This is a genomic window from Cupriavidus sp. NPDC089707 (genome assembly GCF_044748965.1).
Classification (GTDB): Bacteria; Pseudomonadota; Gammaproteobacteria; order Burkholderiales; family Burkholderiaceae; genus Cupriavidus.
Genome location: NZ_JBIVHB010000017.1, coordinates 52,785 through 76,443 on the forward strand (window position 1 = coordinate 52,785; position 23,659 = coordinate 76,443).

Annotated in this window: 22 protein-coding genes and 1 tRNA gene; 7 read left to right on the plus strand and 16 right to left on the minus strand. The window is 66.9% G+C overall.

Going from position 1 to position 23,659, the window contains the following annotated elements; translation table 11 throughout:
* Window positions 1-56 precede the first annotated feature (56 nt).
* Window positions 57-1,523, plus strand: a complete 1,467-nt coding sequence (locus tag ACIP1U_RS23480) for a PLP-dependent aminotransferase family protein (RefSeq protein WP_400320034.1) — start codon at window positions 57-59, stop codon at window positions 1,521-1,523.
* A 12-nt stretch (window positions 1,524-1,535) separates the two neighbouring features.
* Here ACIP1U_RS23480 and ACIP1U_RS23485 read toward each other — a convergent pair whose 3' ends face one another.
* Together ACIP1U_RS23485 and ACIP1U_RS23490 are read right to left on the minus strand one after the other, a co-directional pair.
* The gene (locus ACIP1U_RS23485) at window positions 1,536-2,108 is read right to left on the minus strand and encodes an acyloxyacyl hydrolase (RefSeq protein ID WP_400320247.1); all 573 of its coding nucleotides are present in this window, start codon (window positions 2,106-2,108) and stop codon (window positions 1,536-1,538) included.
* Between the two features lie 382 nt (window positions 2,109-2,490).
* On the minus strand, window positions 2,491-3,369 hold the full coding sequence (locus tag ACIP1U_RS23490; RefSeq protein ID WP_400320037.1) for an alpha/beta fold hydrolase: 879 nt from the start codon (window positions 3,367-3,369) through the stop codon (window positions 2,491-2,493).
* A 228-nt stretch (window positions 3,370-3,597) separates the two neighbouring features.
* Between ACIP1U_RS23490 and dmeF the strand changes: the two genes are divergently transcribed.
* On the plus strand, window positions 3,598-4,563 hold the full coding sequence (gene dmeF, locus ACIP1U_RS23495; RefSeq protein ID WP_400320039.1) for a CDF family Co(II)/Ni(II) efflux transporter DmeF: 966 nt from the start codon (window positions 3,598-3,600) through the stop codon (window positions 4,561-4,563).
* 76 nt (window positions 4,564-4,639) lie between these two features.
* On the opposite strand, the gene ACIP1U_RS23500 is transcribed toward dmeF, so the two are convergent.
* The 4 genes from ACIP1U_RS23500 to ACIP1U_RS23515 form a co-directional block, all read right to left on the minus strand.
* On the minus strand, window positions 4,640-5,083 hold the full coding sequence (locus tag ACIP1U_RS23500) for a GNAT family N-acetyltransferase (protein ID WP_400320042.1): 444 nt from the start codon (window positions 5,081-5,083) through the stop codon (window positions 4,640-4,642).
* Between the two features lie 293 nt (window positions 5,084-5,376).
* Window positions 5,377-5,451: transfer RNA gene (locus ACIP1U_RS23505), tRNA-Cys, on the minus strand.
* A gap of 98 nt (window positions 5,452-5,549) precedes the next feature.
* Complete coding sequence (bfr, locus tag ACIP1U_RS23510; RefSeq protein WP_400320045.1) at window positions 5,550-6,029, minus strand: bacterioferritin; 480 nt, start codon at window positions 6,027-6,029, stop codon at window positions 5,550-5,552.
* 315 nt (window positions 6,030-6,344) lie between these two features.
* On the minus strand, window positions 6,345-7,325 hold the full coding sequence (locus tag ACIP1U_RS23515) for a Bug family tripartite tricarboxylate transporter substrate binding protein (protein ID WP_400320048.1): 981 nt from the start codon (window positions 7,323-7,325) through the stop codon (window positions 6,345-6,347).
* A gap of 107 nt (window positions 7,326-7,432) precedes the next feature.
* Between ACIP1U_RS23515 and ACIP1U_RS23520 the strand changes: the two genes are divergently transcribed.
* Window positions 7,433-8,383, plus strand: a complete 951-nt coding sequence (locus ACIP1U_RS23520) for a LysR family transcriptional regulator (RefSeq protein WP_400320050.1) — start codon at window positions 7,433-7,435, stop codon at window positions 8,381-8,383.
* 74 nt (window positions 8,384-8,457) lie between these two features.
* Here the strand turns inward: ACIP1U_RS23520 and glmS are convergent, their stop codons facing one another.
* The gene (gene glmS, locus ACIP1U_RS23525; RefSeq protein WP_400320053.1) at window positions 8,458-10,296 is read right to left on the minus strand and encodes a glutamine--fructose-6-phosphate transaminase (isomerizing); all 1,839 of its coding nucleotides are present in this window, start codon (window positions 10,294-10,296) and stop codon (window positions 8,458-8,460) included.
* Window positions 10,297-10,402: 106 nt separating this feature from the next.
* Window positions 10,403-11,767, minus strand: a complete 1,365-nt coding sequence (gene glmU / locus ACIP1U_RS23530; protein ID WP_400320056.1) for a bifunctional UDP-N-acetylglucosamine diphosphorylase/glucosamine-1-phosphate N-acetyltransferase GlmU — start codon at window positions 11,765-11,767, stop codon at window positions 10,403-10,405.
* A gap of 290 nt (window positions 11,768-12,057) precedes the next feature.
* Between glmU and ACIP1U_RS23535 the strand changes: the two genes are divergently transcribed.
* Window positions 12,058-12,885: a DUF6279 family lipoprotein gene (locus ACIP1U_RS23535; protein WP_400320059.1), complete on the plus strand. Its 828-nt coding sequence runs from the start codon at window positions 12,058-12,060 to the stop codon at window positions 12,883-12,885.
* A 61-nt stretch (window positions 12,886-12,946) separates the two neighbouring features.
* Here the strand turns inward: ACIP1U_RS23535 and ttcA are convergent, their stop codons facing one another.
* The 3 genes from ttcA to ACIP1U_RS23550 form a co-directional block, all read right to left on the minus strand.
* Complete coding sequence (ttcA, locus tag ACIP1U_RS23540) at window positions 12,947-13,888, minus strand: tRNA 2-thiocytidine(32) synthetase TtcA (RefSeq protein WP_400320062.1); 942 nt, start codon at window positions 13,886-13,888, stop codon at window positions 12,947-12,949.
* A 109-nt stretch (window positions 13,889-13,997) separates the two neighbouring features.
* Window positions 13,998-14,402: a dihydroneopterin aldolase gene (locus ACIP1U_RS23545; RefSeq protein ID WP_400320064.1), complete on the minus strand. Its 405-nt coding sequence runs from the start codon at window positions 14,400-14,402 to the stop codon at window positions 13,998-14,000.
* 140 nt (window positions 14,403-14,542) lie between these two features.
* Window positions 14,543-15,433: an SDR family oxidoreductase gene (locus ACIP1U_RS23550; protein WP_400320067.1), complete on the minus strand. Its 891-nt coding sequence runs from the start codon at window positions 15,431-15,433 to the stop codon at window positions 14,543-14,545.
* Window positions 15,434-15,448: 15 nt separating this feature from the next.
* On the opposite strand from ACIP1U_RS23550, the gene ACIP1U_RS23555 reads away from it, so the two are divergent.
* Entirely contained in the window at window positions 15,449-16,651 is a 1,203-nt protein-coding gene (locus ACIP1U_RS23555) for a class I SAM-dependent methyltransferase (protein WP_400320069.1), read from the plus strand.
* A 15-nt stretch (window positions 16,652-16,666) separates the two neighbouring features.
* Window positions 16,667-16,861, plus strand: coding sequence for a DUF2905 domain-containing protein (locus ACIP1U_RS23560; RefSeq protein WP_400320071.1), 195 nt, complete (start codon window positions 16,667-16,669; stop codon window positions 16,859-16,861).
* 32 nt (window positions 16,862-16,893) lie between these two features.
* On the opposite strand, the gene ACIP1U_RS23565 is transcribed toward ACIP1U_RS23560, so the two are convergent.
* From ACIP1U_RS23565 to ACIP1U_RS23580, 4 genes are all read right to left on the minus strand, one after another.
* A complete protein-coding gene (locus ACIP1U_RS23565) occupies window positions 16,894-18,141 on the minus strand; it encodes a multifunctional CCA addition/repair protein (RefSeq protein ID WP_400320074.1) in 1,248 nt (415 codons plus the stop codon).
* 57 nt (window positions 18,142-18,198) lie between these two features.
* Entirely contained in the window at window positions 18,199-18,888 is a 690-nt protein-coding gene (locus ACIP1U_RS23570; RefSeq protein ID WP_400320076.1) for a glutathione S-transferase family protein, read from the minus strand.
* A 155-nt stretch (window positions 18,889-19,043) separates the two neighbouring features.
* Window positions 19,044-20,066 carry a complex I NDUFA9 subunit family protein gene (locus tag ACIP1U_RS23575; RefSeq protein WP_400320079.1) on the minus strand — a complete coding sequence of 341 codons (1,023 nt, stop codon included), beginning with the start codon at window positions 20,064-20,066 and terminating at the stop codon, window positions 19,044-19,046.
* Window positions 20,067-20,172: 106 nt separating this feature from the next.
* Entirely contained in the window at window positions 20,173-22,128 is a 1,956-nt protein-coding gene (locus tag ACIP1U_RS23580; RefSeq protein WP_400320082.1) for a transglycosylase SLT domain-containing protein, read from the minus strand.
* Between the two features lie 109 nt (window positions 22,129-22,237).
* Between ACIP1U_RS23580 and ACIP1U_RS23585 the strand changes: the two genes are divergently transcribed.
* Window positions 22,238-22,831, plus strand: coding sequence for a 5-formyltetrahydrofolate cyclo-ligase (locus ACIP1U_RS23585; RefSeq protein WP_400320085.1), 594 nt, complete (start codon window positions 22,238-22,240; stop codon window positions 22,829-22,831).
* Window positions 22,832-22,870: 39 nt separating this feature from the next.
* Here the strand turns inward: ACIP1U_RS23585 and ACIP1U_RS23590 are convergent, their stop codons facing one another.
* On the minus strand, window positions 22,871-23,614 hold the full coding sequence (locus tag ACIP1U_RS23590) for a Mut7-C RNAse domain-containing protein (RefSeq protein WP_400320087.1): 744 nt from the start codon (window positions 23,612-23,614) through the stop codon (window positions 22,871-22,873).
* Window positions 23,615-23,659 lie beyond the last annotated feature (45 nt).

The following is a 23,659-nucleotide window of genomic DNA, read 5'->3' on the forward strand; positions in this document are numbered from 1 at the left end:
GGCCCGTTAAACTGTACAGGTTGATGCCTTCCGAGGTGCTTAGTGCAACGCTTCCGATGCTGACCCTGAGCCTGACCCGCAGCCGCCGTGGCGGCGAAACCCTCACCGAGCAGATCGTCGCCGGCATCGCCGCGCTGGTGGAGCAGCGCGCACTGCGCGCCGGCACCACGCTGCCGTCGGTACGCCGCTTTGCCCAGCACCACCAGGTCAGCACCTTCACCGTGGCCGAGGCCTACGGGCGGCTGACCGCGCTGGGCTACCTGGCCGCGCGGCCGGGCTCCGGCTACACCGTGGCGCACCGTCACGCCCCCACCGGCAGCGCCCGTGCGCCGCAATGGGAAGCTCCGGGACTGAACGCGGCCTGGCTGCTGTCGGACGTGTTCGCCGATCATTCCGTGCCGATCAAGGCCGGCGCCGGCTGGCTTCCAGGCGACTGGCTCAACGAGGAAGGGCTGCACCAGGCCATGCGCGCCTCGGCCCGGGTGCCGGCGGCACAGCTGTCAGGCTACGGCCATCCGTACGGTTTCGCGCCGCTGCGCGAGCATATCGCCACCGGCCTCGGCCAGTACGGCATCCCGCTGCAGGCGCAGCAGGTAGTGCTGACGCAGGGCGCGACCCAGGCGCTGGACCTGGTGGTGCGCACGCTGCTGCGTGCAGGCGACACTGTGCTGGTGGAAGCGCCCTGCTATTGCAACCTGCTGCAGATCCTGCGGCTGGCGGGGCTGCGCGTCATCGGCGTGCCGCGTTCGGCGGCCGGGCTCGATACCGATGCGCTCGACGACGCGATCCGCGCCCACGCTCCCCGCGCCCTCTTCGTCAACACCGTGCTGCAGAATCCGACCGGCGCCAGCCTCAGCAGCATGAACGCCTTCCGCGTACTGCAGCTCGCCGAGCAGCACCGGCTGCTGGTGGTGGAAGACGATATCTACCGCGAGCTGGCGCCGGCCGGCTCGCCGATGTTGGCCGCCATGGACGGGTTATCGCAGGTGGTCTACGTCAATGGCTTTTCCAAGACCATCACGCCGTCGCTGCGCGTTGGCTACCTGGCCGCCAGCCCCGACCTGGCCAAGGCCTTTGCGCGGACCAAGATGGCGGTCGGGCTGACCTCGTCGGAAGTGACCGAGCGCCTGGTCTACTCGGTGCTGACCAGCGGCCACTACGGCCGCCACGTGGCCGCGCTGGCCGACCGGCTGCGCGCACAGCAGGACCTGGTGACCGAAAAGATGGAGGCGCACGGTCTGGAGGTGCTGCTGCGCCCCGAAGGCGGGATGTTTGCCTGGGCGCGGCTGCGCGAAGACATCCAGCAGCGGCTGCAGGCGAGCCGGCGCGGCGAGCCGCTGAGCGGCAACCGCCTGGCCACGCTGGCGCTGGAGCACGGCATCTGGCTGGCGCCGGGCTCGTACTTCGAGCCGGACGAGACCGATTCGCCTTGGATTCGCTTCAACGTGGCCACCGGCGACGCGCCGCAGCTGTGGCAGTTCTTCGACAGGCTGGCACAGGCGCCGCGTGCCGCCGCTGCGTGAGAGTCGGCTACCTCAGAAGCGGTAGCGCAGGTAGCCGGTATAGAAGTTGGTGCCGGGGTTGGGGCCCTTGATACCCGCATTGGACAGGTGCTGGAAGCGGAAGCCGGCCTCGGCCGCCGCGCGCGGCCCGAAGGCCACGCCCACGCCGATCATGTCCGAAAACTGGAACGCCGTGCTGTAGCGATGCTCGTCCGACGTGCTGGTATGGCTGAGCACGCGCGCACCCACGGACGCCTCCAGGAACGGCACCACCCCACCGCCGCGTTTTTCCAGGCGCAGGATCGGCGCGAAGCCGAATTCCGTCACGTCCTGCCGGTTGGTGCCGCTGCGCGCATTCCACTGCGCCAGCGTCACTTCCCACTGCAGCCTCGCCAGCCAACCTTGCGGGTTGCCCCAGGCGAAACCGGAATCCCAGTTCATGCCGATCTCGTATTTGTTGATGTCATGACCGGGATCACGCCCGAATGCCGCGTAGACCGCAGGATCGGCATGAGCGGTACCAGCGAGCGGCAGTGCGCCGATCAAAAGCAGGACGACAGCCGCAGAGGTCTTCCTGGCCGTAGCGGCAAGCATGGCGGCGATGATGCGCATGCGAGAGCCTTCTTCTTCTGATTGTGGTCTTGTTGTTGTTCGTGGCGAGAGCGCGGGCCTGCGCCGCTCCCAGGGCGCTGCCTCAACTCCAGAGGCGTTCGACGACCCAGCCTGCGGTGGCGCAGACGCCCACCCAGGTCACCAGTGCGAAAGCAATAAAGCGGTATGTCATCTCAGAACCGACAATAAAGTTGTTGCGGGAATATGAATTTTTCGCAAAATCATACATCCATTCATGAATGTATGTAAGCTGCAAATCGGATTTCCCTGAGGTGCATGGGGATTTTTCGTAACGTGGAAGACAAAAAGCGCCTGTTGCGGCATGCAGCAGGCGCTTGATGCGGCGAGATGCCGCGGGCCGAACGGGTTGGGCTTTTCAGCCGCGCAGGAACGGCAGCACCTCCTCCAGCAGCCGCTCCGGCATCTCTTCGGCAATATAGTGGCCGCATGGCAGCGCATGCCCGCGCACGCGCCGCGCCACCTTGCGCCATTCGTCCAGCGGCCGGAAACACTGCCCGACGGCGCCCTGCTCGCCCCACAGCGCCAGCATCTCGCACTCGACCATGCGGCCCGCGGCGAGGTCGCCACGGTCATGCTCAAGGTCGATGGTGGCACTGGCGCGGTAGTCCTCGCACAGCCCGTGCGCTGCGCCGGGCAGGCTCAGGCAGCGCAGGTACTCGGCCATGGCGGCGTCGGTGAATGGCGCCAGCCCGGCGCTGCGGGCACCCATGGTCTGGCGCAGGTAGAGCGCAGGATCCGCTTCGATCAGTGTTTCCGGAAACGGCGCGGGCCGGATCAGGAAGAACCAGTGCCAGTAGGCGCGGGCAAAGGCCTCGCTGGTCTGCGCGTACATCGCCAGCGTGGGTGCGATATCCAGCGTCACCAGCCGCGTCACCGCCTGTGGATGATCCAGCGCCAGCCGGTGCGCCACGCGCGCGCCGCGGTCGTGCGCCAGCACGCTGAATCGTTCGAAGCCGAGCGCGCGCATCAGCGCAAGCTGGTCGGCGGCCATGGTGCGCTTGCTGTAGTTGGCGTGATCCGGCAAGCCCGCGGGCTTGCCGCTGTCGCCATAGCCACGCAGATCGGCGGCCACCACGGTGAAATGCCGCGCCAGTTCCGGCGCCACCTTGTGCCAGATCGCATGGGTCTGCGGGTGGCCATGCAGCAACAGCAAGGCAGGCCCCTGGCCGCCGGCCACTGCGTGGATGGCGACATCCCCGCAGTCGATCCGGTGCGGCGTGAATCCTTCGAACATTGTCTGTCTCCTTGGCCGGCCGGCGGCCGTCTGCATCCGTGCCGGCTAGTGTAATCACTAAGCGATGAGACAGGATTTCCTGCAGCGACACTCATTCGGTCGAAGTATTCATGAATCTATCCCTGCCGGCCCGCCCCTGCCGCCGGCAGGGACGCAGCCAGCCGCACAGCCGCGCTCTGCTAACCTTGCAGCATCCGTACTGACTTCCAGCCATAGCCAGATCTGACCATGCATACCCAAGACCTGTCCGCATGGACCCACAGCCATACCTTCGACGGGGGCAACCGTGCTGCCGAGCGCGGCACGCGCCTGGTGATGGTGATCACCGCCATCGTGATGGTGGTGGAAATCGCCGCCGGCCTCTGGTTCAACTCGATGGCGCTGCTGGCCGACGGCTGGCACATGAGCTCGCACGCGCTGGCCATCGGCCTGTCCGCCTTTGCCTACGCGGCTGCGCGCCGCTACGCCAGCGACTGGCGCTTTGCCTTTGGTGCCTGGAAGATCGAGGTGCTGGCCGCCTTTGCCAGTGCTGTGTTCCTGCTCGGCATTGCGGCGCTGATGGCTGCGGGTTCGGTCGAGCGACTGTTCAACCCGCAGGAAATTCACTACCGGGAGGCGATGGCCGTGACCGCGCTGGGGCTGCTGGTCAACCTCGGCTGCGCGCTGATCCTGGGCGGACATGCGCATGGGCACGGGCACGACCATGGTCATCACCATCATGGCCATGGCCACCACCACGACATCAACCTGCGCGCGGCCTACGTGCATGTGCTGGCCGATGCCGCCACCTCGGTGCTGGCTATTGTGGCGCTGGCCGGCGGCTGGTGGCTGGGTTGGGCCTGGCTCGACCCGGTGATGGGGTTGGTGGGCGCGGCGCTGGTCGGCAAGTGGGCGATCGGCCTGCTGCGCCAGAGCGGCACCGTGCTACTGGACCGCGAGATGGACCACCCGGTGGTCGACGAAGTGCGCGAGGTGCTGGCCGGGCTCGACCGCGACGGCCGCCCTGGCGATGAAGATACCCGCGTGACCGACCTGCATGTCTGGCGCGTCGGCCGCCAGCACTTTGCCTGCATCGTCTGCCTGGTCACGCATGATGTCACGCTGTCGCCGCAGCGCGTGCGCCAGGCGCTGTCCGTGCACGAGGAACTGGTGCACGTGACCGTCGAGATCAGCCGCTGCGAGGGTACGCACTGAAACACCCGCGGAACGAAGAACGCGGAATGCGCGCGCCGCGCCTGGCGCGCGGCTGCTCTACTCAGGTCAGCTCAGATCAGCTCAGCTCGCACCACATGCACAGCGGCGGCGTATCGGTATGCCGCTGGAATTCGCTGGACGACAGTACCTCTTGCGGCAGTTTCGATGCCGGCACCAGCGTAAAGCCGTAGCGCGCGAAATAGCTCGGACAACTCGATGCCAGCAGCACCGCGCGCTGCTGGCCGTTCGAACGCGCGCGCATCAGCGCGGCGCGCACCACGTGCGTGGCAACGCCCTGGTCGCGGTGCTCGGGCAGCACCGCCACCGAGCGGATCACAACAGTCTGGCCGAACGGCTCGCCGGCGGCGCAGCCGATGATCCGCGATTCGAGGATGGCGACATGGAAGTGCTCCAGCACGCGGAACACATCGTCGGTCGGCAAGCCGCAGCGCTCTAGCACCGCCCCCACCGCTGGCGCGTCCGAGGGCATCGCCGCCCGGATCCGCAGGTCTTTCATCATCAGGAGCCTCTCTTCTTCACATCACTTGGCGACGGGAACACCATGGAAGCCCGGCATGGTTGCGCCGCCATCCTGGCGGCGCGCTGTGCACGCAGGCCGGTCCGGCCTGATCGCGAAACACTACCTGATTCGGTCGCTTTGTACTATCCGGGAAGAACAGGGCAAACCGGTGTCGGAAATTGCCCGCCGCATTCCACACAGTGAGCGCGGCTATTCGGCACAGGCGCACCCATCGCGCGCATCACGCGACGCAGGGTGCGAAGAAGGGGAATGTTGCTGCCAGGAAGAAAAACTGGAGGCGGGGATCCGGAATCGAACCGTCGTATACGGCTTTGCAGGCCGTTGCATCACCACTCTGCCACCCCGCCGTGGATGACGCGCCATGCCGGCGCGTTGTGCTGCGGGCCGCAGTGTAGCGGGAAATGGAAAAGTCTGCAGGGCGCTGCGCGAGCGCCCGCGACGGCGGTCAGTCGCCGATCTCACCCATGGCCGACTGGACGTAGTTCTGCACGCCGACCTTGCCGATGAGTTCGATTTGCGACTCGAGCCAGTCGATATGCGATTCGGTCGCTTCCAGGATATCGACCACCACCTCGCGCGAAACATAATCGCCGACCGACTCCAGATACTTGATTGCATCCTTGCAGCTGGCCTGCGAAACCTGTTCCAGCTTCAGGTCGCAGCCGAGCATTTCCTCGGTGTTCTCGCCGATCAGCAATTTGTCGAGGTCCTGCAGGTTGGGCAAGCCATCGAGCAGCAGGATGCGCTCGATCAGCTTGTCAGCGTGCTTCATTTCCTCGATCGATTCCTCGTACTCGTGCTTGCCCAGGGCATTGAGCCCCCAATGCCGGTACATGCGCGCATGCAGGAAATACTGGTTGATGGCGGTCAGCTCATGCCGGAGCTGGCCATTGAGGAATTGAATCGCTTTCTTGTCGCTTTTCATGACAGCACCAACGACCCCTCGATATGGGTGGATCAATTCTCATTATCATAGCCAGCGCACTGCCACATCCAATATCGCGCCGTGCCTTTCATGGTAGGCCGGCAAAAGGGGACATCAAGCAAATTCGGCGGATATTGACCGATTATCCAGCGTTATTGCACATGAGAATGGCAATGGTTTCCATTCGGTTTTCGCTAGCGCATGAAAAGCCGCATCCGGCATTAATACTCGAGCTTTCCGGACGGACTGGCGCATAAAAAAACGGGCAGACGGCATATTGCCGTGCCGCCCGCCATGGGAGGAATCGGAAGTAGATCAGTCTAGGCGTGCGCCCGAGTCCGCCACCAGCGTCTTCAGCACCGGCCAGTCGCGCGCATAGAGCGCCTGCGCCTCGGCCGGCGAACTGCCCACCGGGCGCAGCCCCAGCCCGACCATGCGTGCCTGCATGTCAGGAGTCTGCAGGATCGCCTTCACCTCGCTTTCAAGCTTGGCCAGTATCGGCGCCGGCACGCCGACCGGCGCCACCAGCCCGATCCAGCCCACCGTCTTGAACGCGCTGTCCTGCATGCCCAGTTCGGCAAAAGTCGGCATCGCGGGCAGCGCGCTGCTGCGCTGCGTGCCGGTAACGGCCAGCGCCTTGAGCTTGCCGCTCTCGATATACGGCCTGGCCGTCAGGATGCTGGCAAAGCCGAACTGCACCTGGCCGCCAAGCAGGTCCTGCAGCATCGGCGCCTCGCCCTTGTAGGGCACGTGCGTGGCGTTCCCGCGCGTCAGCTTGCTGAGGTAGGCGCCGCTCAGGTGCGACAGCGATCCCACGCCCCACGAGGCATAGGTAGCCTTGCCCGACTGGGCGCGCGCGTAATCCCCCAGCTCGCGCGGCGTGCGCGCCGGCACCGACGGGTGCGCCACCAGCACCAGTTGCGCATCGGCCAGCACGCTGATCATTGTCAGGTCCTTGCGCGGGTCGTACGGCAGCTTCTCGAACAGGAACTGGTTGGTCAGCACCGACTGCGTCAGCGTCATCAGCAGCGTGTAGCCGTCCGGCGCCGCCTTGGCCACGGCATCGGTGCCGATGATGCCGGAGGCGCCGGCCTTGTTTTCCACGACCACCGGCTGGCCCAGGCGCTTGCTGAGTTTCTCGCCCATGGTGCGGGCGATGGTGTCGGTGCCGCCACCGGCCACGTAGGGCACCACCAGGCGGATCGGCTTGGCCGGGTAGGTCTGTGCAGCGGCCGGCAGGCCAAGGCTGAGCGAAAGCCCGCTGACTGCGAGCGCGAGCCATGCGCGTCGTTTCATGTCGTCTCCAGATCGTCTTTATGGTTTTGGAGAACAACGGTAGCGGGCTTGAGAAAGTACGTCCAATGCAATATTTTTCAAGTTTTCATGCATAAATAGTTAAATCAATGGGCCTGCGCCAGCTGCATCACTTCGTCACCCTGGTCGAACAGGGCAGTTTCGCGCGCGCCGCCGCGGCGCTGCACCTGTCGCAACCGGCACTGACGCGCAGCATCCAGGCCCTGGAGGCCGACCTCGGCCCCCTGGTCGACCGCAGTTACGGCAAGGTACGCCCCACCGCCGCCGGCACGCTGGTGCTCGAACGCGCGCGCCGCATGCTGCGCGAAAGCCGCGAACTGCGCCGCGACCTGCAGTTGCTGGACGAAGTGGAGATTGGCGAGATCCGCGCCGGCTTCGGGCCGTTCGCGGCATCGTTCCTGCTCGACCCGGTGCTGGAAGCGCTGGTGCGGCGCTACCCGCGCCTGCGCATCGACGTGGAGACCGCCGACACCACCACCATGCTGCGCGCGCTGGAAGCCGAACGGCTCGATGTCTTTGTCGGCGAAAGCCGCAGCCTGGCGCAGCTCGGCCACCTGCGGATCGAGCGCCTGCCGGCGCTGGAGACCGGCTTCTTCGTGCGTGCCGCGCACCCTCTGGCGCATCAAGGCGATATCAGCCTTGCCACGCTGCGCGACTATCCCGTGGCCGGTCCGCGGCTGCCGGCCCATATCCGGCAGTTCTTCCGCGAGGCGATGCAGGCCGCCGGCAGCGGAGCCGCTGACGACGACAGCACCGGCCTGCTCACCGTCACCTGCAATGACATGCATGCGCTGCGCGCATTGATGCTGTCCGGCGACGCCGTCGCACTGGTGCCGGTGGCGATGATGGCCGACGCGTGCGCGCAAGGCGCGGCGGTGCCGCTGCAGATGCGCCCGCGCCATGACCTCCGCGCGCAGTACGGCATCGTGTCGCTGGCCGGGCATACGCCGTCGCCGGCGACCCGCGCGTTCGTGGCACAGGTGCACGCAGCGCTGGCTGACTACCCGACGGCGGAGCCAGGCGCTGTCCCGGAGCGCTAGAAGATTTCAGGGTGGCTCGGGAAACTTCTTAAGATCGTCATCATCATCATGATGGGCGGGCCGCCCCTGATGACTTACTCCACCGTCACCGACTTCGCCAGATTCCGCGGCTTGTCCACGTCGGTACCGCGCGCGCATGCCGTGTGATACGCCAGCAGTTGCAGCGGGACCACGTGCAGGATCGGCGACAGGTCGCCATAGTGCTCGGGCATGCGGATTACCTGGATGCCGTCCGACGACTGGATTTGCGTATCGCTGTCGGCAAACACATAGAGGCGGCCGCCGCGCGCGCGCACTTCCTGGATGTTGGACTTGAGCTTTTCCAGCAGCGCGTCGTTGGGCGCGACCGTGACCACCGGCATGGCTTCAGTCACCAGCGCCAGCGGGCCGTGCTTCAGTTCTCCGGCCGGATACGCCTCGGCGTGGATGTACGAGATTTCCTTGAGCTTGAGCGCGCCTTCGAGTGCGATCGGGTAGTGCAGGCCGCGGCCCAGGAACAGCGCGTTCTCGCGGCGTGCGAAGTCTTCGGACCAGGCGATGATCTGCGGCTCCAGCGCCAGCACGCCGTGCAGCGCGGCCGGCAGGTGGCGCAGGTTGGCCAGGTCCCTGGCCTCGGCTTCTTGGGTCAGCAGGCCGCGCACCTTGGCCAGCGCCAGCGTCAGCATGTACAGCGCGGCCAGCTGCGTGGTGAAGGCCTTGGTCGAGGCCACGCCGATCTCGGTGCCGGCGCGGGTCAGGAAGCGCAGCTCGGTCTCGCGCACCATGGCGCTGGTGGCGACGTTGCAGACCGCCAGCGTGTGCACATGGCCCAGCGCGCGCGCGTGGCGCAGCGCAGCCATGGTGTCGGCGGTTTCGCCCGACTGCGAGATCACCACCACCAGCGCGCGCGGGTTGGGCACGGTGTCGCGGTAGCGGTATTCGCTGGCGACCTCGACCTGGGTCGGGATCTTGGCGATGCTTTCGAGCCAGTACTTGGCGGTGCAGCCGGAATAGTAGCTGGTGCCGCAGGCCAGGATCAGCACGTTGTCGATGCCGGCGAAGACCTCGGCGGCGTTGTCGCCGAACAGCGCCGGCGTGATGCTTTCCACGCCTTCCAGCGTGTCGCCCAGGGCGCGCGGCTGCTCGAAGATTTCCTTCTGCATGAAGTGGCGGTACGGGCCCAGCTCGACGGATGCGGCGTGGGCCTCGACCAGGCGTGCTTCACGCTCGACCGGATGGTCTTGCGCGTCATGGATGACGACGCCGTCGAGCGAGATCTCGACCACATCGCCCTCTTCAAGGTAGATGATGCGGTTCGCGGTGCCGGCCACGGCAAGCGCGTCGGACGCGAGGAAGGCCTCGTTCTCGCCCAGCGCCACCACCAGCGGCGAGCCGGCGCGGGCGCCGACCACCACGCCGGGCTGGTCCTTGGCGAACACGGCGATGGCGTAGGCGCCGTGCAGGCGCTTGGTGACGGCGCGCACCGAGTCGAACAGGTCGCCGCGGGTGGCGCTGCTGGGATAGGTATAGGCCTGGTGGATCAGGTGCGCGACGACTTCGGTGTCGGTCTGCGACTCGAAGCCGTAGCCGACCGCGCGCAGTTCCTCGCGCAGCGGCTCGTAGTTCTCGATGATGCCGTTATGCACCAGCGCGATGGTCTCGCCCGACAGGTGAGGGTGGGCGTTGACGGTATCGGGCTTGCCATGAGTGGCCCAGCGCGTATGCGCCACGCCGGTGAAGCCGGACAGGCCCGAGGCCTGCGTCTGCGCATCCAGGTCGGCCACGCGCGATACGGTGCGGGCGCGCTCGACCGCATCGTCGCGCACGACCGCGACGCCGCACGAGTCATAGCCGCGGTATTCCAGGCGGCGTAGCCCCTCGATCAGGACCGGAACGATATTGCGCGTCGAGACCGCGCCGACAATGCCACACATGCTGAACCCCCGTTGCTGGCGCCCACTGCGGCGCCCAATCCAATCCATCGCGCCGCCCGGGCCGGGCCTGCGCTTTCCATGGCCGCTCACGCGGCGGCCCTGACGATTACCTTTTCGGCTGCTTGACCGGACGCTGCCAGGCGTCGATGGTCATCTGCTTGGCGCGAGACAGCGTCAGCTTGTCCGCAGGCGCTTCCTTGGTCAGCGTGGTGCCCGCCCCCAGCGTGGCGCCGCGGCGTACCGTCACCGGCGCCACCAGTTGCGTATCGGAGCCGATAAAGACGTCGTCCTCGATCACCGTACGGTGCTTGTTCACACCGTCATAGTTGCAGGTGATCGTGCCGGCGCCAATATTGACGCGCGAACCCACTGTGGCGTCTCCAACATATGCAAGGTGATTGGCTTTGCTGTGCGCGGCCACCTGGGCATTCTTGACCTCGACGAAGTTGCCGATATGCACATCTTCGCCCAATTCGGTGCCCGGGCGCAGCCGCGCGTACGGCCCAATGCGGCCGGCAGGGCCGATTCTGGCACTGTCGACATGGCAGAACGGGTGCAACTGCGCGCCGGCACCCACGGTGCTGTTGCGGATCACGCAATGGGCGCCGATGCTGGCGCCGTCTTCCAGGTGCACGCGGCCTTCAAACACGCAGCCGACATCAATGGTGACATCGCGCCCGCAGGTCAGCTCGCCACGCACATCGATGCGCGCCGGATCCAGCAGCGTCACGCCGGCTTCGAGCAGGCGGCGGGCCTGGTTGCCCTGGTGGATGCGTTCGACTTCAGCGAGCTGCAGCTTGCTGTTGACCCCGAGCGTCTCCCAGATCGCCGCCGGCTGCGCCGAGACGATCTCGACCCCTTCCGTCGCGGCGCGCTCGACCGTGTCGGTCAGGTAGTACTCGCCCTGGGCATTGTCGTTGCCGAGCGTCGAAAGCCAGCGCCGAAGGTGGCCTGTTGGGCACACGATAATGCCGGTATTGATCTCGCGGATGGCCTTGACGGCCTCGCTGGCATCCTTTTGCTCGACGATGCGGACGATGCTGCCCGCCGCGTCGCGTACGATACGGCCATAGCCGGCGGGATCTGGCATTTCGACCGTCAGCACGCCAAAGCGCTCGGTGCCTGCCTCGGCCACCAGTGCCTTCAGCGTGGCAGCGGTCGTGAGCGGCACGTCACCGTACAGAACCAATGTGGGCTGGCTGTCGTCCAACAATGGAAGTGCCTGCATCACCGCATGGCCCGTGCCAAGCTGTTGTGCCTGTTCGGCGAAGGCGACATCGTCGGCAGCGACTGCCTCGCGCACATGCTCGGCGCCGTGCCCGACAACGACCACCAGCCGCGACGGCGACAGTGCGCGAGCCGTATCCAGGACGTGCGCCAGCATGGGCCGCCCGGCAACCGGGTGCAGTACCTTGGGCAAATCGGAAACCATTCGCTTGCCCATGCCCGCGGCGAGAATGACGATATTCACAAGGAGACCCCTAAGTGAGTGTGTCCGAAAATATTCTGGAAAGCGCCAACCGGGTGATTCGCGGACTTCACTACCCAGCTTGGCTGCAGGCCCGGTCCCGGTCGGTGCGGAATCCCGCAAACCCTTGCCAGTCTTGGGCTGGCGACGATCAAAGCGGCCCGGCTGCAATGCGCGCCGATTTTAACATGGCGATTTCTGCGCAACGCCGCGCTGTTTCCGAATTTCACAATCGTTGGGCACGGCGGATTTTGGTGATTTTCAGCGCTGCGGCGCTGTGCGCATGCAACGCGATGAAACTCGGGTACCAGCAGGGTGATCGGCTGGCCTACTGGTGGATCGACAATTATGTCGATGTCACCTCGGACCAGGAACCGGTCACGCGCGAAGCAATCGCGCGCTTCTTCGCCTGGCACCGCAAGTCGCAGCTGCCTGAGATCTCGGGCCTGCTTCAGCAGGCCAAGGCCGAGGTCCGCCAGCCGGTGACGCCGGCCATGGTCGAGCACTTCCAGGACGCCTCGCAGCAACTGGCGCGCCGCTCCTACGAGCAGGCCATGCCCGACATGGCCGACCTGCTGCTGACGCTGACGCCCGACCAGATCGCCCGCATGGAGAAGAAATTCGCCGAGGGCAACGCCAAGTACCGCAAGAAATTCCTGAACCCTAACCCGGCCGAGCGGATCGACGCCCGCTTTGACAAGGTGATGGACTACGCCCGGCTGGTCTATGGCGATTTCTCCGGCGAGCAGGAAAAGCAGATCCGTGCGGCGGTGGCGCCCGTGGCCCAGAACGCCGAGTCGCGTTACGCCGAGCGGGTGGCGCGGCAGCAGGAATGGCTCAAGATGGTGCGCTACGTGCAAGCCACGCAGCCGTCCAAGCCGCAGGTGATGGACGTGCTGCGGCGCTTCCGCGAATACTGGCAGAACCCGCCGGGCAAGCATGCCGTGAGCCACGATGCCAGCAACAATGCCGGCATTGCGCTGACCGTGGCGATCGCCAACATGACCACGCCGCAGCAGAAGGCGCATGCGCAGGATCGGTTCCGGAAGTGGATCGACGATACCAACGCGCTGATGCGAGAGAAGGCGCACGCCCCAGTGCAGTCGGCGGCAGCGAACTGAGCTTCGACCACCCACAATGCAACATGCCCGCTCGCGCGGGCATGTTGCATTGTGGCGGCAGTTACTGCGGCGCGCCGGCCTGCTCCGCCCCGGGCGCGGACGCCGGCGGGCGCTCGAAGCGCACGAACTCCATCCGGTTCTCTTCCATGCTGCCCGCGAACACCAGCGGCTGCTGCTGGAAGGTGGTCTCACCGAACAGCGAAGCCTCGTCCACCTTGGCCAGCCCGGTAGCCAGCCCCGTGAACGGGAACAGCTCGGTATCGGCCAGGTGCGACGGCACCACGTTGCGCAATGCCGAGAAGATATTGTCGATGCGGCCCGGGTTCTGCCGCTCCCACTCCTGCAGCATCTCGCTGACCTTCTTGCGCTGCAGGTTCTCCTGCGAGCCGCACAGGTTGCACGGGATGATCGGGAACTCCATCGCGCGTGCGTACGACGCAATGTCCTTCTCCGAGCAGTACGCCAGCGGGCGGATCACGATATGCGCGCCATCGTCGGTGGCCAGCTTGGGCGGCATGGCCTTCATCTTGCCGCCGAAGAACATGTTCAGGAAGAAGGTGTTGACGATATCGTCGCGGTGGTGGCCCAGCGCGATCTTGTTGGCGCCCAGCTCCTTGGCGGTGCGGTAGATCACGCCGCGGCGCAGGCGCGAGCATAGCGAGCAGGTGGTCTTGCCCTCAGGCACCTTCTCCTTGACGATCGAGTAGGTGTCCGCCTCGACAATCAGGTATTCCACGCCTACGGACTTCAGGTATTCGGGCAGCACGTGCTCCGGAAAACCCGGCTGCTTCTGATCCAGGTTCATCGCGATCAGCCTGAACTTGATGGGCGCGCGCTTCTGCAGCGCCATCAGGACCGACAGCATGGTGTACGAGTCCTTGCCGCCACTCATGCAGACGAGCACGGTGTCGCCGTCCTCGATCATGCCGAAGTCGCCGATGGCCTTGCCGGTTTGCGATTGCAGCCTCGTCTCGAGGCGGTAGAAATTGTTCGAGTGGCTCATGGAGCATCCTGTTGCATGGCGCCTGCCGGATGGAATGGCCGGCAGCGCGCGAAGGGGCAACATTTTACTTTAGGCGCCCGCACGCTGCAGGCGCGGGGCAAATGCCAAGTCAGGCGCTCTGCTTGATGTGGAACACCTCGACGCCAACGGAATCGCAATCCGGGTACACGTCGGGCTTCTCGGTCGACACGCGCACGGCGCGCACCTTGGGATGCTTGAGCATGGCGCGCGCGACGTCGTCGCACAGCGTTTCCTGCAGGTGGACGTGGCCCTGCGCCATGCGCTCGGCCACGGTATTGCGCATGAAGTCGTAGTCGACCACTTCGTCGAGCTTGTCGGCCTGCGGCGTGCATTCTTCCAGCGGCACGAACAGGTCGATATTGATCAGCACGCGCTGCTCGCCCTTCTTCTCGAACTCATGCACGCCGATATTGATCTGCACTTCATAGTTGCGCAGGAACATGCGTCGGCAGTCCTGCAGGCTGGGGTGGGAAAGAGCGGCGAGCATGGTCATGGCTGGAGAGAAGGGCAAAAAAGCGGGGTAAAAAGGCCGCGAAAAACGGGCAGCCGCGCCCGGCGGGCGCGGCACATCATACGGTTTGCCGGCTGACTGGTATATAAGAACCCATTGTGAAATGGGTTCTCAGCGCCAGCTTACTCGGTCAGGAACATCACGTCGCGCGACAGCGGCATCAGGTGCTGGCCACCGTCCACGTACAGCGTGGTGCCGGTGACGGCGCGTGCCTGCGCCAGGTAAGCCACCGCCTGGGCGATATCCTCGGGTGTCGACGACTGGCCCAACGGCGTCACGCGATGCGCACGGCGGAAGCTCTGCTCCGACTGCTCGCCCGACACCAGCGTGATGCCCGGCGCGACGCCGACCACGCGGATGCGCGGTGCCAGCGCCTGCGCCAGCTGCACCGTGGCGGTCTGCAGCGCGGCCTTGGACAGCGTGTACGACAGGAAATCGGGATTCAGGTTGTCCAGCTTCTGGTCGAGCAGGTTGATCACCACGCCGCGCGGTTCGGCGGCCTTGTCTTTGTCGCCGCCCGGGTCTGCGGCGGCCAGCGCCTTGTGCATCTCGCGCGCCAGCAGCAGCGGCGCCGCCACATTGGTGCGCATATGCGTATCGAGCGACGCATACGAGAAACTGGTCGCCACGTCGTACTGGAACAGCGAGGCGTTGTTGACCAGGCAGGTCGGCAAGCCCAGCGCGGCGATGCAGTCAGCGATCAGGCGGCCGGTGGCGGCTTCGTCGGCGAGGTCGGCGCGCAGCACCGCGGCACGGCGGCCGAGCGCGCGGATCCTGACCGCCAGCGCCTCGGCCTCGTCCACCGAGCGGTGACAGTGCACGGCCACGTCCCAGCCCTGCGTGGCCAGCTCCAGCGCAATGGCGCGGCCCAGGCGGCGCGCGCCGCCGGTGACGAGGGCGACGCCGCGGGCAGCGGTCTGGGCAGCGGTCTGGGCGGCGGCAGTGCCGGCGGCTGCGGCGGCACCGGCGGCAGGATTGGCGGCAGCGGGTGCCGAAGTATCGGATGCGGGCATTGCTACAATCGCGGGATGCAGAAAGCCGCTAGTTTACCCCTTCCCCCCGCCGACGCGCAGGCCGCTTCCGATACCCTTACGGCCCGTATTGGCGAATCGATCGATGCGGCCGGCGGCTGGATCGGCTTCGACCGCTATATGGCGCTGGCGCTGTATGCGCCCGGCCTGGGCTACTACAGCGGCGGCTCGGCCAAGTTCGGGCGCGATGCCCGCGATGGCAGCGACTTCATCACCGCGCCGGAACTGAGTCCGTTCTTCGCACGCACGCTGGCGCGCCAGTTCGCGCCGCTGGTTGCGCAAGGCCTGCCACGATTGATGGAGTTCGGCGCGGGCACCGGCCGCCTGGCGGCGGACTTGCTGCTGGGCCTGGAACAGGAAGGCAAGTTGCCGCAGGAATACGCGATCGTCGAACTGTCCGGGGAACTGCGCGCGCGCCAGCAGGAAACGCTGGCGCAGCGCGCCCCGCACCTGGCTGCGCGCGTGCGCTGGCTGGATGCGCTGCCCGACAGCTTCGAGGGCATCATCGTCGGCAACGAGGTGCTCGATGCGATGCCGGTGCAGCTCTACGCACGCGTTGACGGCCGCTGGCACGAGCGCGGCGTGGCGCGAACCGAACCCGGCGCGGCCGCCGCGTTCCGCTTCGAGGACCGCGTGCTCGCCAATGCCGACGTGCCGACGATGCTGCGCAACATCCCCGGCGAGCATGACCTCGTCACCGAGACTCACGCCGAAGCCGAGGGCTTCACGCGTGCCGTCGGCGCGATGCTGGCGCGCGGCACCGCCTTCTTCATCGACTACGGCTTCCCCGCCGCCGAGTACTACCATCCGCAGCGCGCCGGCGGCACGCTGATGTGCCACTACCGGCATCATGCGCACCCGGACCCGTTCCTCTATCCGGGCCTGCAGGACATCACCGCGCACGTCAATTTCAGCGGCATCGCCGCCGCCGCGGTGGAAGCGGGGCTGACGATCTCGGGCTTTGCTTCGCAAGCGCGCTTCCTGATGAACGCCGGCATCACCGAGCTGCTGATGGGGCTGGACCCGTCCGACGCGCGCGCCTTCCTGCCGCAGGCCAACGCCGTGCAGAAGCTGTTGTCCGAAGCGGAAATGGGCGAGCTGTTCAAGGTCATCGCGCTGACGCGGGGCCTCGACGACGGCACGGACCAGAGCGAGCCGCTGGCCGGGTTCGCCCGCGGCGACCGCTGCCATACCCTGTAAGCCACGGGAACGCCCATGCTGCGCTGGACCCTCACCATCTTTCTGAGCGTGATCATCCTGTCCGCGGCGCTGCCATGGCTGCAGAAGATCGGGCTGGGACGGCTGCCGGGGGACGTGCGCTTCCGCGTGTTCGGGCGCGAATTCGTGCTGCCGTTTGCGTCGACGATCTTGCTGTCGCTGGTGGCGCTGGTGATCGGCAAGCTCTTGTAGGAACGGCCGCAACAACGTCTCAGTCCAGCGTCTCACTCCGACGCGTGCTCGCCCAGCCGCTGCGCCACGGCCGCGACGCGGGCCGCATGGACGCGGTCCTTGATCTGTCCCACGTCGTCCGCGCAGGCACGCGCGATTGCGCCGGCATCGACACCGGCCGCGGCTTCGCGCGCCGCCAGCATCCGCGCGGCCTGCGGATAGTCGCTGTGCTCGAAGCCCTTGCGGCCGCGCTTGTCGGCCTCGCACGCCTGCAGCGCCAGCGCGAAGCGGTCGGGCTTGCGCAGCGCGTCGCAGCGTTCGAGCAGCCGCACCACCGCGGCAGCGCTGAATTCCAGCGAACGATGGATATTGCCGTGCTCGCGCGCCACCACCAGCGCCAGGTCGCGGCAGTCGTTGGGCACGCGCAGCCGCGCGCAAACCTCTTCCAGCAGCTTGACGCTGCGCATCTCATGGCCGGTATGGCGCGGCAGCACGTCTTCGGGCGTGGTGCCCTTGCCCAGGTCGTGCGCCAGCGCGGCAAAGCGCACCGGCAATGGCGCGCCCATCGCGGCGGCGGTGTCGATCACCATCATCACGTGCACCCCGGTATCGACCTCGGGATGGAAGTCGGCACGCTGCGGCACGCCCCACAGGCGGTCAAGCTCGGGCAGCAGCCGCGCCAGCGCGCCGCATTCGCGCAGCACCTCGAACATCCGTGACGGGTGCGCCTCCATCAGGCCGCGCGCCAGCTCCTGCCAGACGCGCTCGGGCACCAGCGCATCGACCTCGCCGGCAGTCACCATCTCGCGCATCAGGCGCTGGGTCTCGGCGGCGACGGTGAATCCGTGGAAGCGCGCGGCGAAGCGCGCCAGCCGCAGGATTCGCACCGGGTCTTCGGCGAAGGCATCGGAAACGTGGCGGAACAGGCGGGCCCGCAGGTCCCGCTGGCCGCCGTGCGGGTCGATCACAGGGCCGACCAGGTTGCCGTCGGCATCGACCTCGCGCGCCATCGCATTGATGGTCAGGTCGCGCCGGACCAGGTCGTCTTCCAGCGTGACATCGGGCTCGCAGTAGAAGGCGAAGCCCTTGTAGCCCATCGCGGTCTTGCGTTCGGTGCGCGCCAGCGCGTATTCCTCATGGGTGCGCGGGTGCAGGAAGACCGGGAAATCCTTGCCGACGGGACGATAGCCCGCGGCTTCCATCTCGTGCGGGGTCGCGCCGACGACTACGTAGTCGCGGTCCTGGCTGGGCTTGCCCAGCAGTTCGTCGCGGATCGCGCCGCCGACGGCATACACCTGCATCGTTGTGGCCTCTTCTGAGGCCGGCGCCGGGCAAATGCCCGGCGCCGGCAGGATTGCTCAGTGATTGACGATGATCGCGTCGGGCCGGTCGGGAGATACGCGGTAGGGCTCGTCGTCGGCCAGGAAATCGCGCTCCTCGCGCGCGGCGGCGATCCATTCCTGCATCGACGGCAGCGCCAGCATGAAGTCGGCATAGGCCTTGGCGTCTTCCGGCAGGTGGATGCCGTAGGTGGCAAAGCGGCTCACCACCGGCGCGAAAAAGGCGTCGGCCACGGTGAATTCGCCAAACAGGAACGGCCCGCGCGCGCCATGCTGCTGGCGCAGCCCGCCCCAGATCGCGGCGATGCGGTCGACGTCGCGCTGTACGGCCACGTTCCAGCCGCGTCCGGGCAGCACCGCGGTCACGTTCATCGGCAACTGGCTGCGCAGGTTGCCAAAGCCCGAATGCATCTCGGCGCAGATGGCGCGCGCCACCGCACGCTCGGCGCGATCCGCCGGCCACAGCGTCTTTTCCGGGAAGCGCTCGGCCACGTATTCGGCGATCGCCAGCGAGTCCCACACGGTGACGTCGCCATCGACCAGCGCCGGTACCTTGCCGGCCGGCGAATAGCGCGCGATCTCGGCGGCGAAGCTGCCGGTGAACAGGCGCACCTGTACCTCTTCGAATTCGATGCCGGCCTGGCGCATCAGCAGCCAGGGGCGCAGCGACCAGGAGGAATAATTCTTGTTGCCGATGACGAGCTTCATCGTAGGTCCTTGGGGGAGGAGGCGAAGGGAGACGGCGCCGGTGCGCCGGACCGGTCATTTTGCCAGCGCGCCAGCCTGCCTCAAAGTGAATTGCTCTCGCAAACGATCCGAAAATGGGTCACATAGGCCACCCCGCGGCCCAGACTCGCCGCCCTTCAGCGGTGCACGCTGGCGCGCATCGACGTCAGCGCGGCATCGCGGTTACGCCCGGCCAGTGCGTCGGTCATCACTGATTCCAGGCTGGCGGGGTGCAGGTCCAGCTCCGGCGCGACTGGATGCTCGAGAACATTGTCCAGCTGCATCGAGTCGAGGTTGTCGCGCGACAGCAGCGGATCGCCCGGCAGGTGTTCCATGATCGTCGCCTGCACCCGCGCCAGCGCGTCCGGCAGCGCGATCACCGGGCGCGGATGGCCGGACGCGCGGCCTGCGAAGCGCACCAGCTCTTCCAGCGTATAGACCTGCGGGCCGCCCAGTTCATAGCCACGGCCGATGGTGGCCGGGTTGACCATGGCATTGAGGAAGGCCTGCACTACATCCTGCACGAACACCGGCTGGAAACGCGCCTGCGCGCAGGCCAGCGGCACGATGGGCGCCATCTGCTGCATCTGCGCGAACAGGTTGAGGAAATGATCGTCGGGGCCGAACACCACCGACGGCCGGAAAATGGTCCAGTCCAGCCCGCTGGCGCGCACGATGCGCTCGCCGTCGCCCTTGCTGCGCAGGTACATCGACGGCCCCTGGCTGTCGGCGCCGAGCGCACTCATATGCAACAGCCGGCGCACGCCGGTGGACAGGCACGAAGCCACGATCTGGCGCACCATTTCCACGTGGGCGCTGGCAAAGGCCTCGCCGTAGGGATCGGCACGCTCGCCGTGCAGCACGCCAACCAGGTTGACGACGATACCGTCGACCCCGAGCGAGCCGATGGCGTCATCGAGCGCGGCATTGTCGGCCAGCCCCAGTTCCACTACCTCGACGCGCGGCAGAAGCAGCAGGTGCTGCGCGTGCTCGACGTTGCGGGTGCCGACCACGATGCGGTCGGGGGCGATGGGCGAATCGGGATTGCTGCCCGGTTCCAGCGGCGCACCCGAGGCCGAGGCGGCGCCGGCCAGGCGCGAGACAAGGTGGCTGCCGATAAAGCCGGCGCCACCGATGACGAGGACGTTGCTGGTCTGCATGATGCCTCCGTGCAAAGTGAACTGCACGTCGCGGCGCATTGCGCCAGCCGGGCCGCCGCAACGCGCCCGGCACTGCACACCAGCGGCCCGTCCCGTCGGGTACCCGTCAGGGCAGGCTGGTGGTGGTCACCGGCGACGGCGCGACCGTGCCCAGGCGCGATTTCAGCGACTGCGGACGGCCACTCATCAATGCAGCATAGTACGTGGCGTTGGAAAGCACATTCTTCACATAGCCGCGCGTTTCCGTGAACGGGATGGTCTCTGCAAAGATCGCGCCTTCCACCGGCTGCGCCAGCGTGCTGCGCCAGGCCTTCGGCCGGCCCGGACCGGCGTTGTACGCGGCCGACGCCAGCGTCCAGGAACTGTCCAGGTCGGTCAGCACCATGTTCAGGTAATTGGTGCCAAGCAGGATGTTGATGTTGGGATCGCCCATCATCTGCGGCGAGTAATCGTTCATGCCGATCTTGCGCGCCACGTACTTGGCCGTCGCCGGCATCACCTGCATCAGGCCATGCGCGCCGGCGGACGAGCGCGCGTTCATGATGAAGCGCGATTCCTGCCGGATCAGGCCGTAGACCCACGCCATGTCGAGCCCGACATCGTCGGTCGCGCGCTGCATGATGTCGCGGTACGGCATCAGGAAGCGCAGCGTGAAGTCATGCTCGTTGCGGGTACGGTCGGCGGTGTTGACGGTGCGGTCGAGCAATTCGAGACGGCGCGCGTACTCCGCCGCGGCGAGCAGCTCGCGGTCGTTCATGCCGCGCAGCTCCCAGTTCCATTCGCGGGTGCCCTCGAAGCGCATGTTCATCGCATAGAACTTCTGCGCGCGCTGGAAGCCGGCGCGTGACCGCATGGCATTGGCTTCGGCATCGCTGACGGTGGTGCGCGCGGGCAGCGTGATGCGGTTGCCCAGTTCTTCGCTGGCGAGCTGGCCATAGAAGTTGAACTGGCCAGCGATCTGCTGGAAGTTCTGCTGCGCCTCGGTATCGCGGCCCTCGGCCTTGAGCGCACGGCCGTACCAGTAGAGCCACGCCGGGTCCTTGGCGCGCAGCTCGGGACGCATCAGCTCGACCGCCTGGCGCACCTGCTTCCAGTCGCCCTGGCGCAGCGCGGCACGCACGCGCCATTCCTGAGTGTCGTCGGACAGCCACTGGTTGCCGCCCAGGTCCATCTGGCGGCGGTAGTAGTTGGCCGCTTCCGGCAGCAGCTTCTTGGCCGCGAACTGGCCGATCACGCCCCAGGCCGCGCCCTGCTCGTCGCGCGACAGCGAACCCTGCGCGGTGCCCAGGTAGGCGGCCGCCTGGGTGGGATCGGTGCGCGCCATCTTGACGATGGTGGCGAGCGTGTCGCCGTCGATGCGCGCATCGGGCAGCAGCGCGGCGATCTTGCCGGCCAGCGTGAGGTAGTTCTGCTCCAGCGCCAGCCGCGCCTGGAAGGCGGCATCGCTGCGCTGGATCTGCTGGCTTTGCACCAGGTAGCCGATCAGGTCGACGCAGCCTTCGCCGTAGTAGCGCGGATCGCTCAGCGCCTGGCGCGACTCGGCGGCGACGTTCTGCCCCTTGAGCGCGCGCGACAGCAGCGCATAGCATTCGACCTGGGTGTCGTCCTTGAGCGCGAACTGCGGGTACTCGGCATCGAAGTTGGCCCAGTCGCGCTTCTTGCCCAGCACCAGCAGCCAGTCGTTGCGCATGCGGTCGGCGATGGCCTGGCCCTTGTAGCGCTGCAGGAAGGCGCGCGCCTGGTCGTCGGGCGCATCGATGCGCGCCAGGCCGCTGGTGTCGAACATCTGCGGCTTGATGCGGAAGTACTCGACGTACGACGGGATCGGGTAGTCGACCAGGGTGGCCGAGATCGCGTAGGCGCGCTCGACATCGTTCTTGCGCGCCGCTTCGCGCAACGCGGCGAAGGCCTCGTCCGGATCGCTCGGGATCACCGCCGGCTGCTGCTGGCGCACAGGCGCCTGCGGGCGCTTCTGCGCATGGACCGGCGTGACAAGCAGTGCACATGCCATGGCGATCCAGGCGGCCCGCCCTGCACGCTGCAGATATACTCCCTTCAGCATTCTTTGCTTCCTTGTCGATGACGGCGGCGCCGGAGCCCGCCTTGCATCGCCAGGGCCGCAGCAGCTTCCGCCGTCCGTGTTGGTTCGGACGCGGGCATTATCCCACGCCATGTCTTCAAGTTCCGCCACCTCGGCCGCCACCTCGCTTCCCGACCCCGGCGAAGACCGCCGCGCGCAGCGCGCGCGCCTGCTGTCCTTGCGTGCCGCCCTGCCCGCGCGCAACGATGCCGATGCACGCATCGCCGCCGCGCTGTCCGAGCTGTTGGCCGGGCTGGCCGTGCGCTGCCTTGGCTTCTACTGGCCGATCCAGCAGGAGTTCGACGCGCGCGATGCGGTTGCGCAATGGCTCGCGGCGGTGCCGGGGCGCCAGGCCGCGCTGCCGGCGGTAAGCCGGCCCGGCGCACCGCTGGACTTCCACCTGTGGGCGCCGGACACGCCGATGGCCAAGGGCCACTATGGCATCCCGGTGCCCGACGGCACTGAGGCCGTGACGCCCGACGCGCTGGTCATTCCCTGTGTCGGCTTCAGCCCGGACAAGTTCCGCCTGGGCTACGGCGGCGGCTTCTACGACCGCACGCTGGCGGCGATGGCGCAGCGGCCCGTGGCGATCGGCATCGGCTATGAAGCATGCCGCATCGCACTGCCCGCGCAGCCGCATGATGTGGCGATGGACTGGATCGTGACCGAGGTCGGGGCGTTCTAGCCAGAAAGAGGGACGGCAGGGGGCGTGCAAAGCTTGAGCTCAGCCGGCCTGCACCAGCTCGTCCACCAGTGCGCGCATGCAGCGCCAGTGCGAGCCCTCCCAGAACACCCGCCGGCACTGGTCGCAGGTGACGAAGCTGCGGTGGCGCTCGAGCACGCCGTCTGGCACCCGCCCCACCGCCTCAGCCACATCCAGCGCGTGCAGCGGCACATTGCAGTCCAGGCACAGCGAGAACGGCCGCGCGCTGCGCGCCAGGTCCAGCCGCGCGAAGATCTCGCGCACTTGCTGGCGCGGCTTGAGCGCGCGCACATAGCAGCCATGCGTGATGCCGCGGCGCTTGAGCAGTTCGCGGTCGCGCGTCAGCACGATGCGGCCTTCGTCGACCGCAATGCGTTCGATCTCGCTGTCTTCGAAGTGGTTGTCGTAGAGGGTGTCGAAGCCGGTCATGCGCAGCAGGTGCGCCAGCCCGCCCAAATGCGCGTCGGCAACGAAATGCATCACGCGCAGCGGGTATTCGCGCACGCGCAGCAGCGGCGTGACGTCGAGGCATTCGAACTTGGGGTAGACCGAGACCCGGTCGCCGTCCTGCAACTGGCGCTCGAAACCGGAGGATTCGCCGTTGACCAGGATCAGCTCGACCTCGGTGTGGGGGACGCCGAGCGCCTCGATCATGTGCTTGACGGTCGCGGCGCGCGCGCACGCGCAAAGCAGGTCACGCCGGCGCTGGTCCGGCGCGAGGAAATCGTTCAGTTCCTCGTAGAAGCGGAAGGTGGCGGTGACCATGAAGGCGAGTATGGCACCGATTGTGGAAGGCGTGGCTGTCCTGTC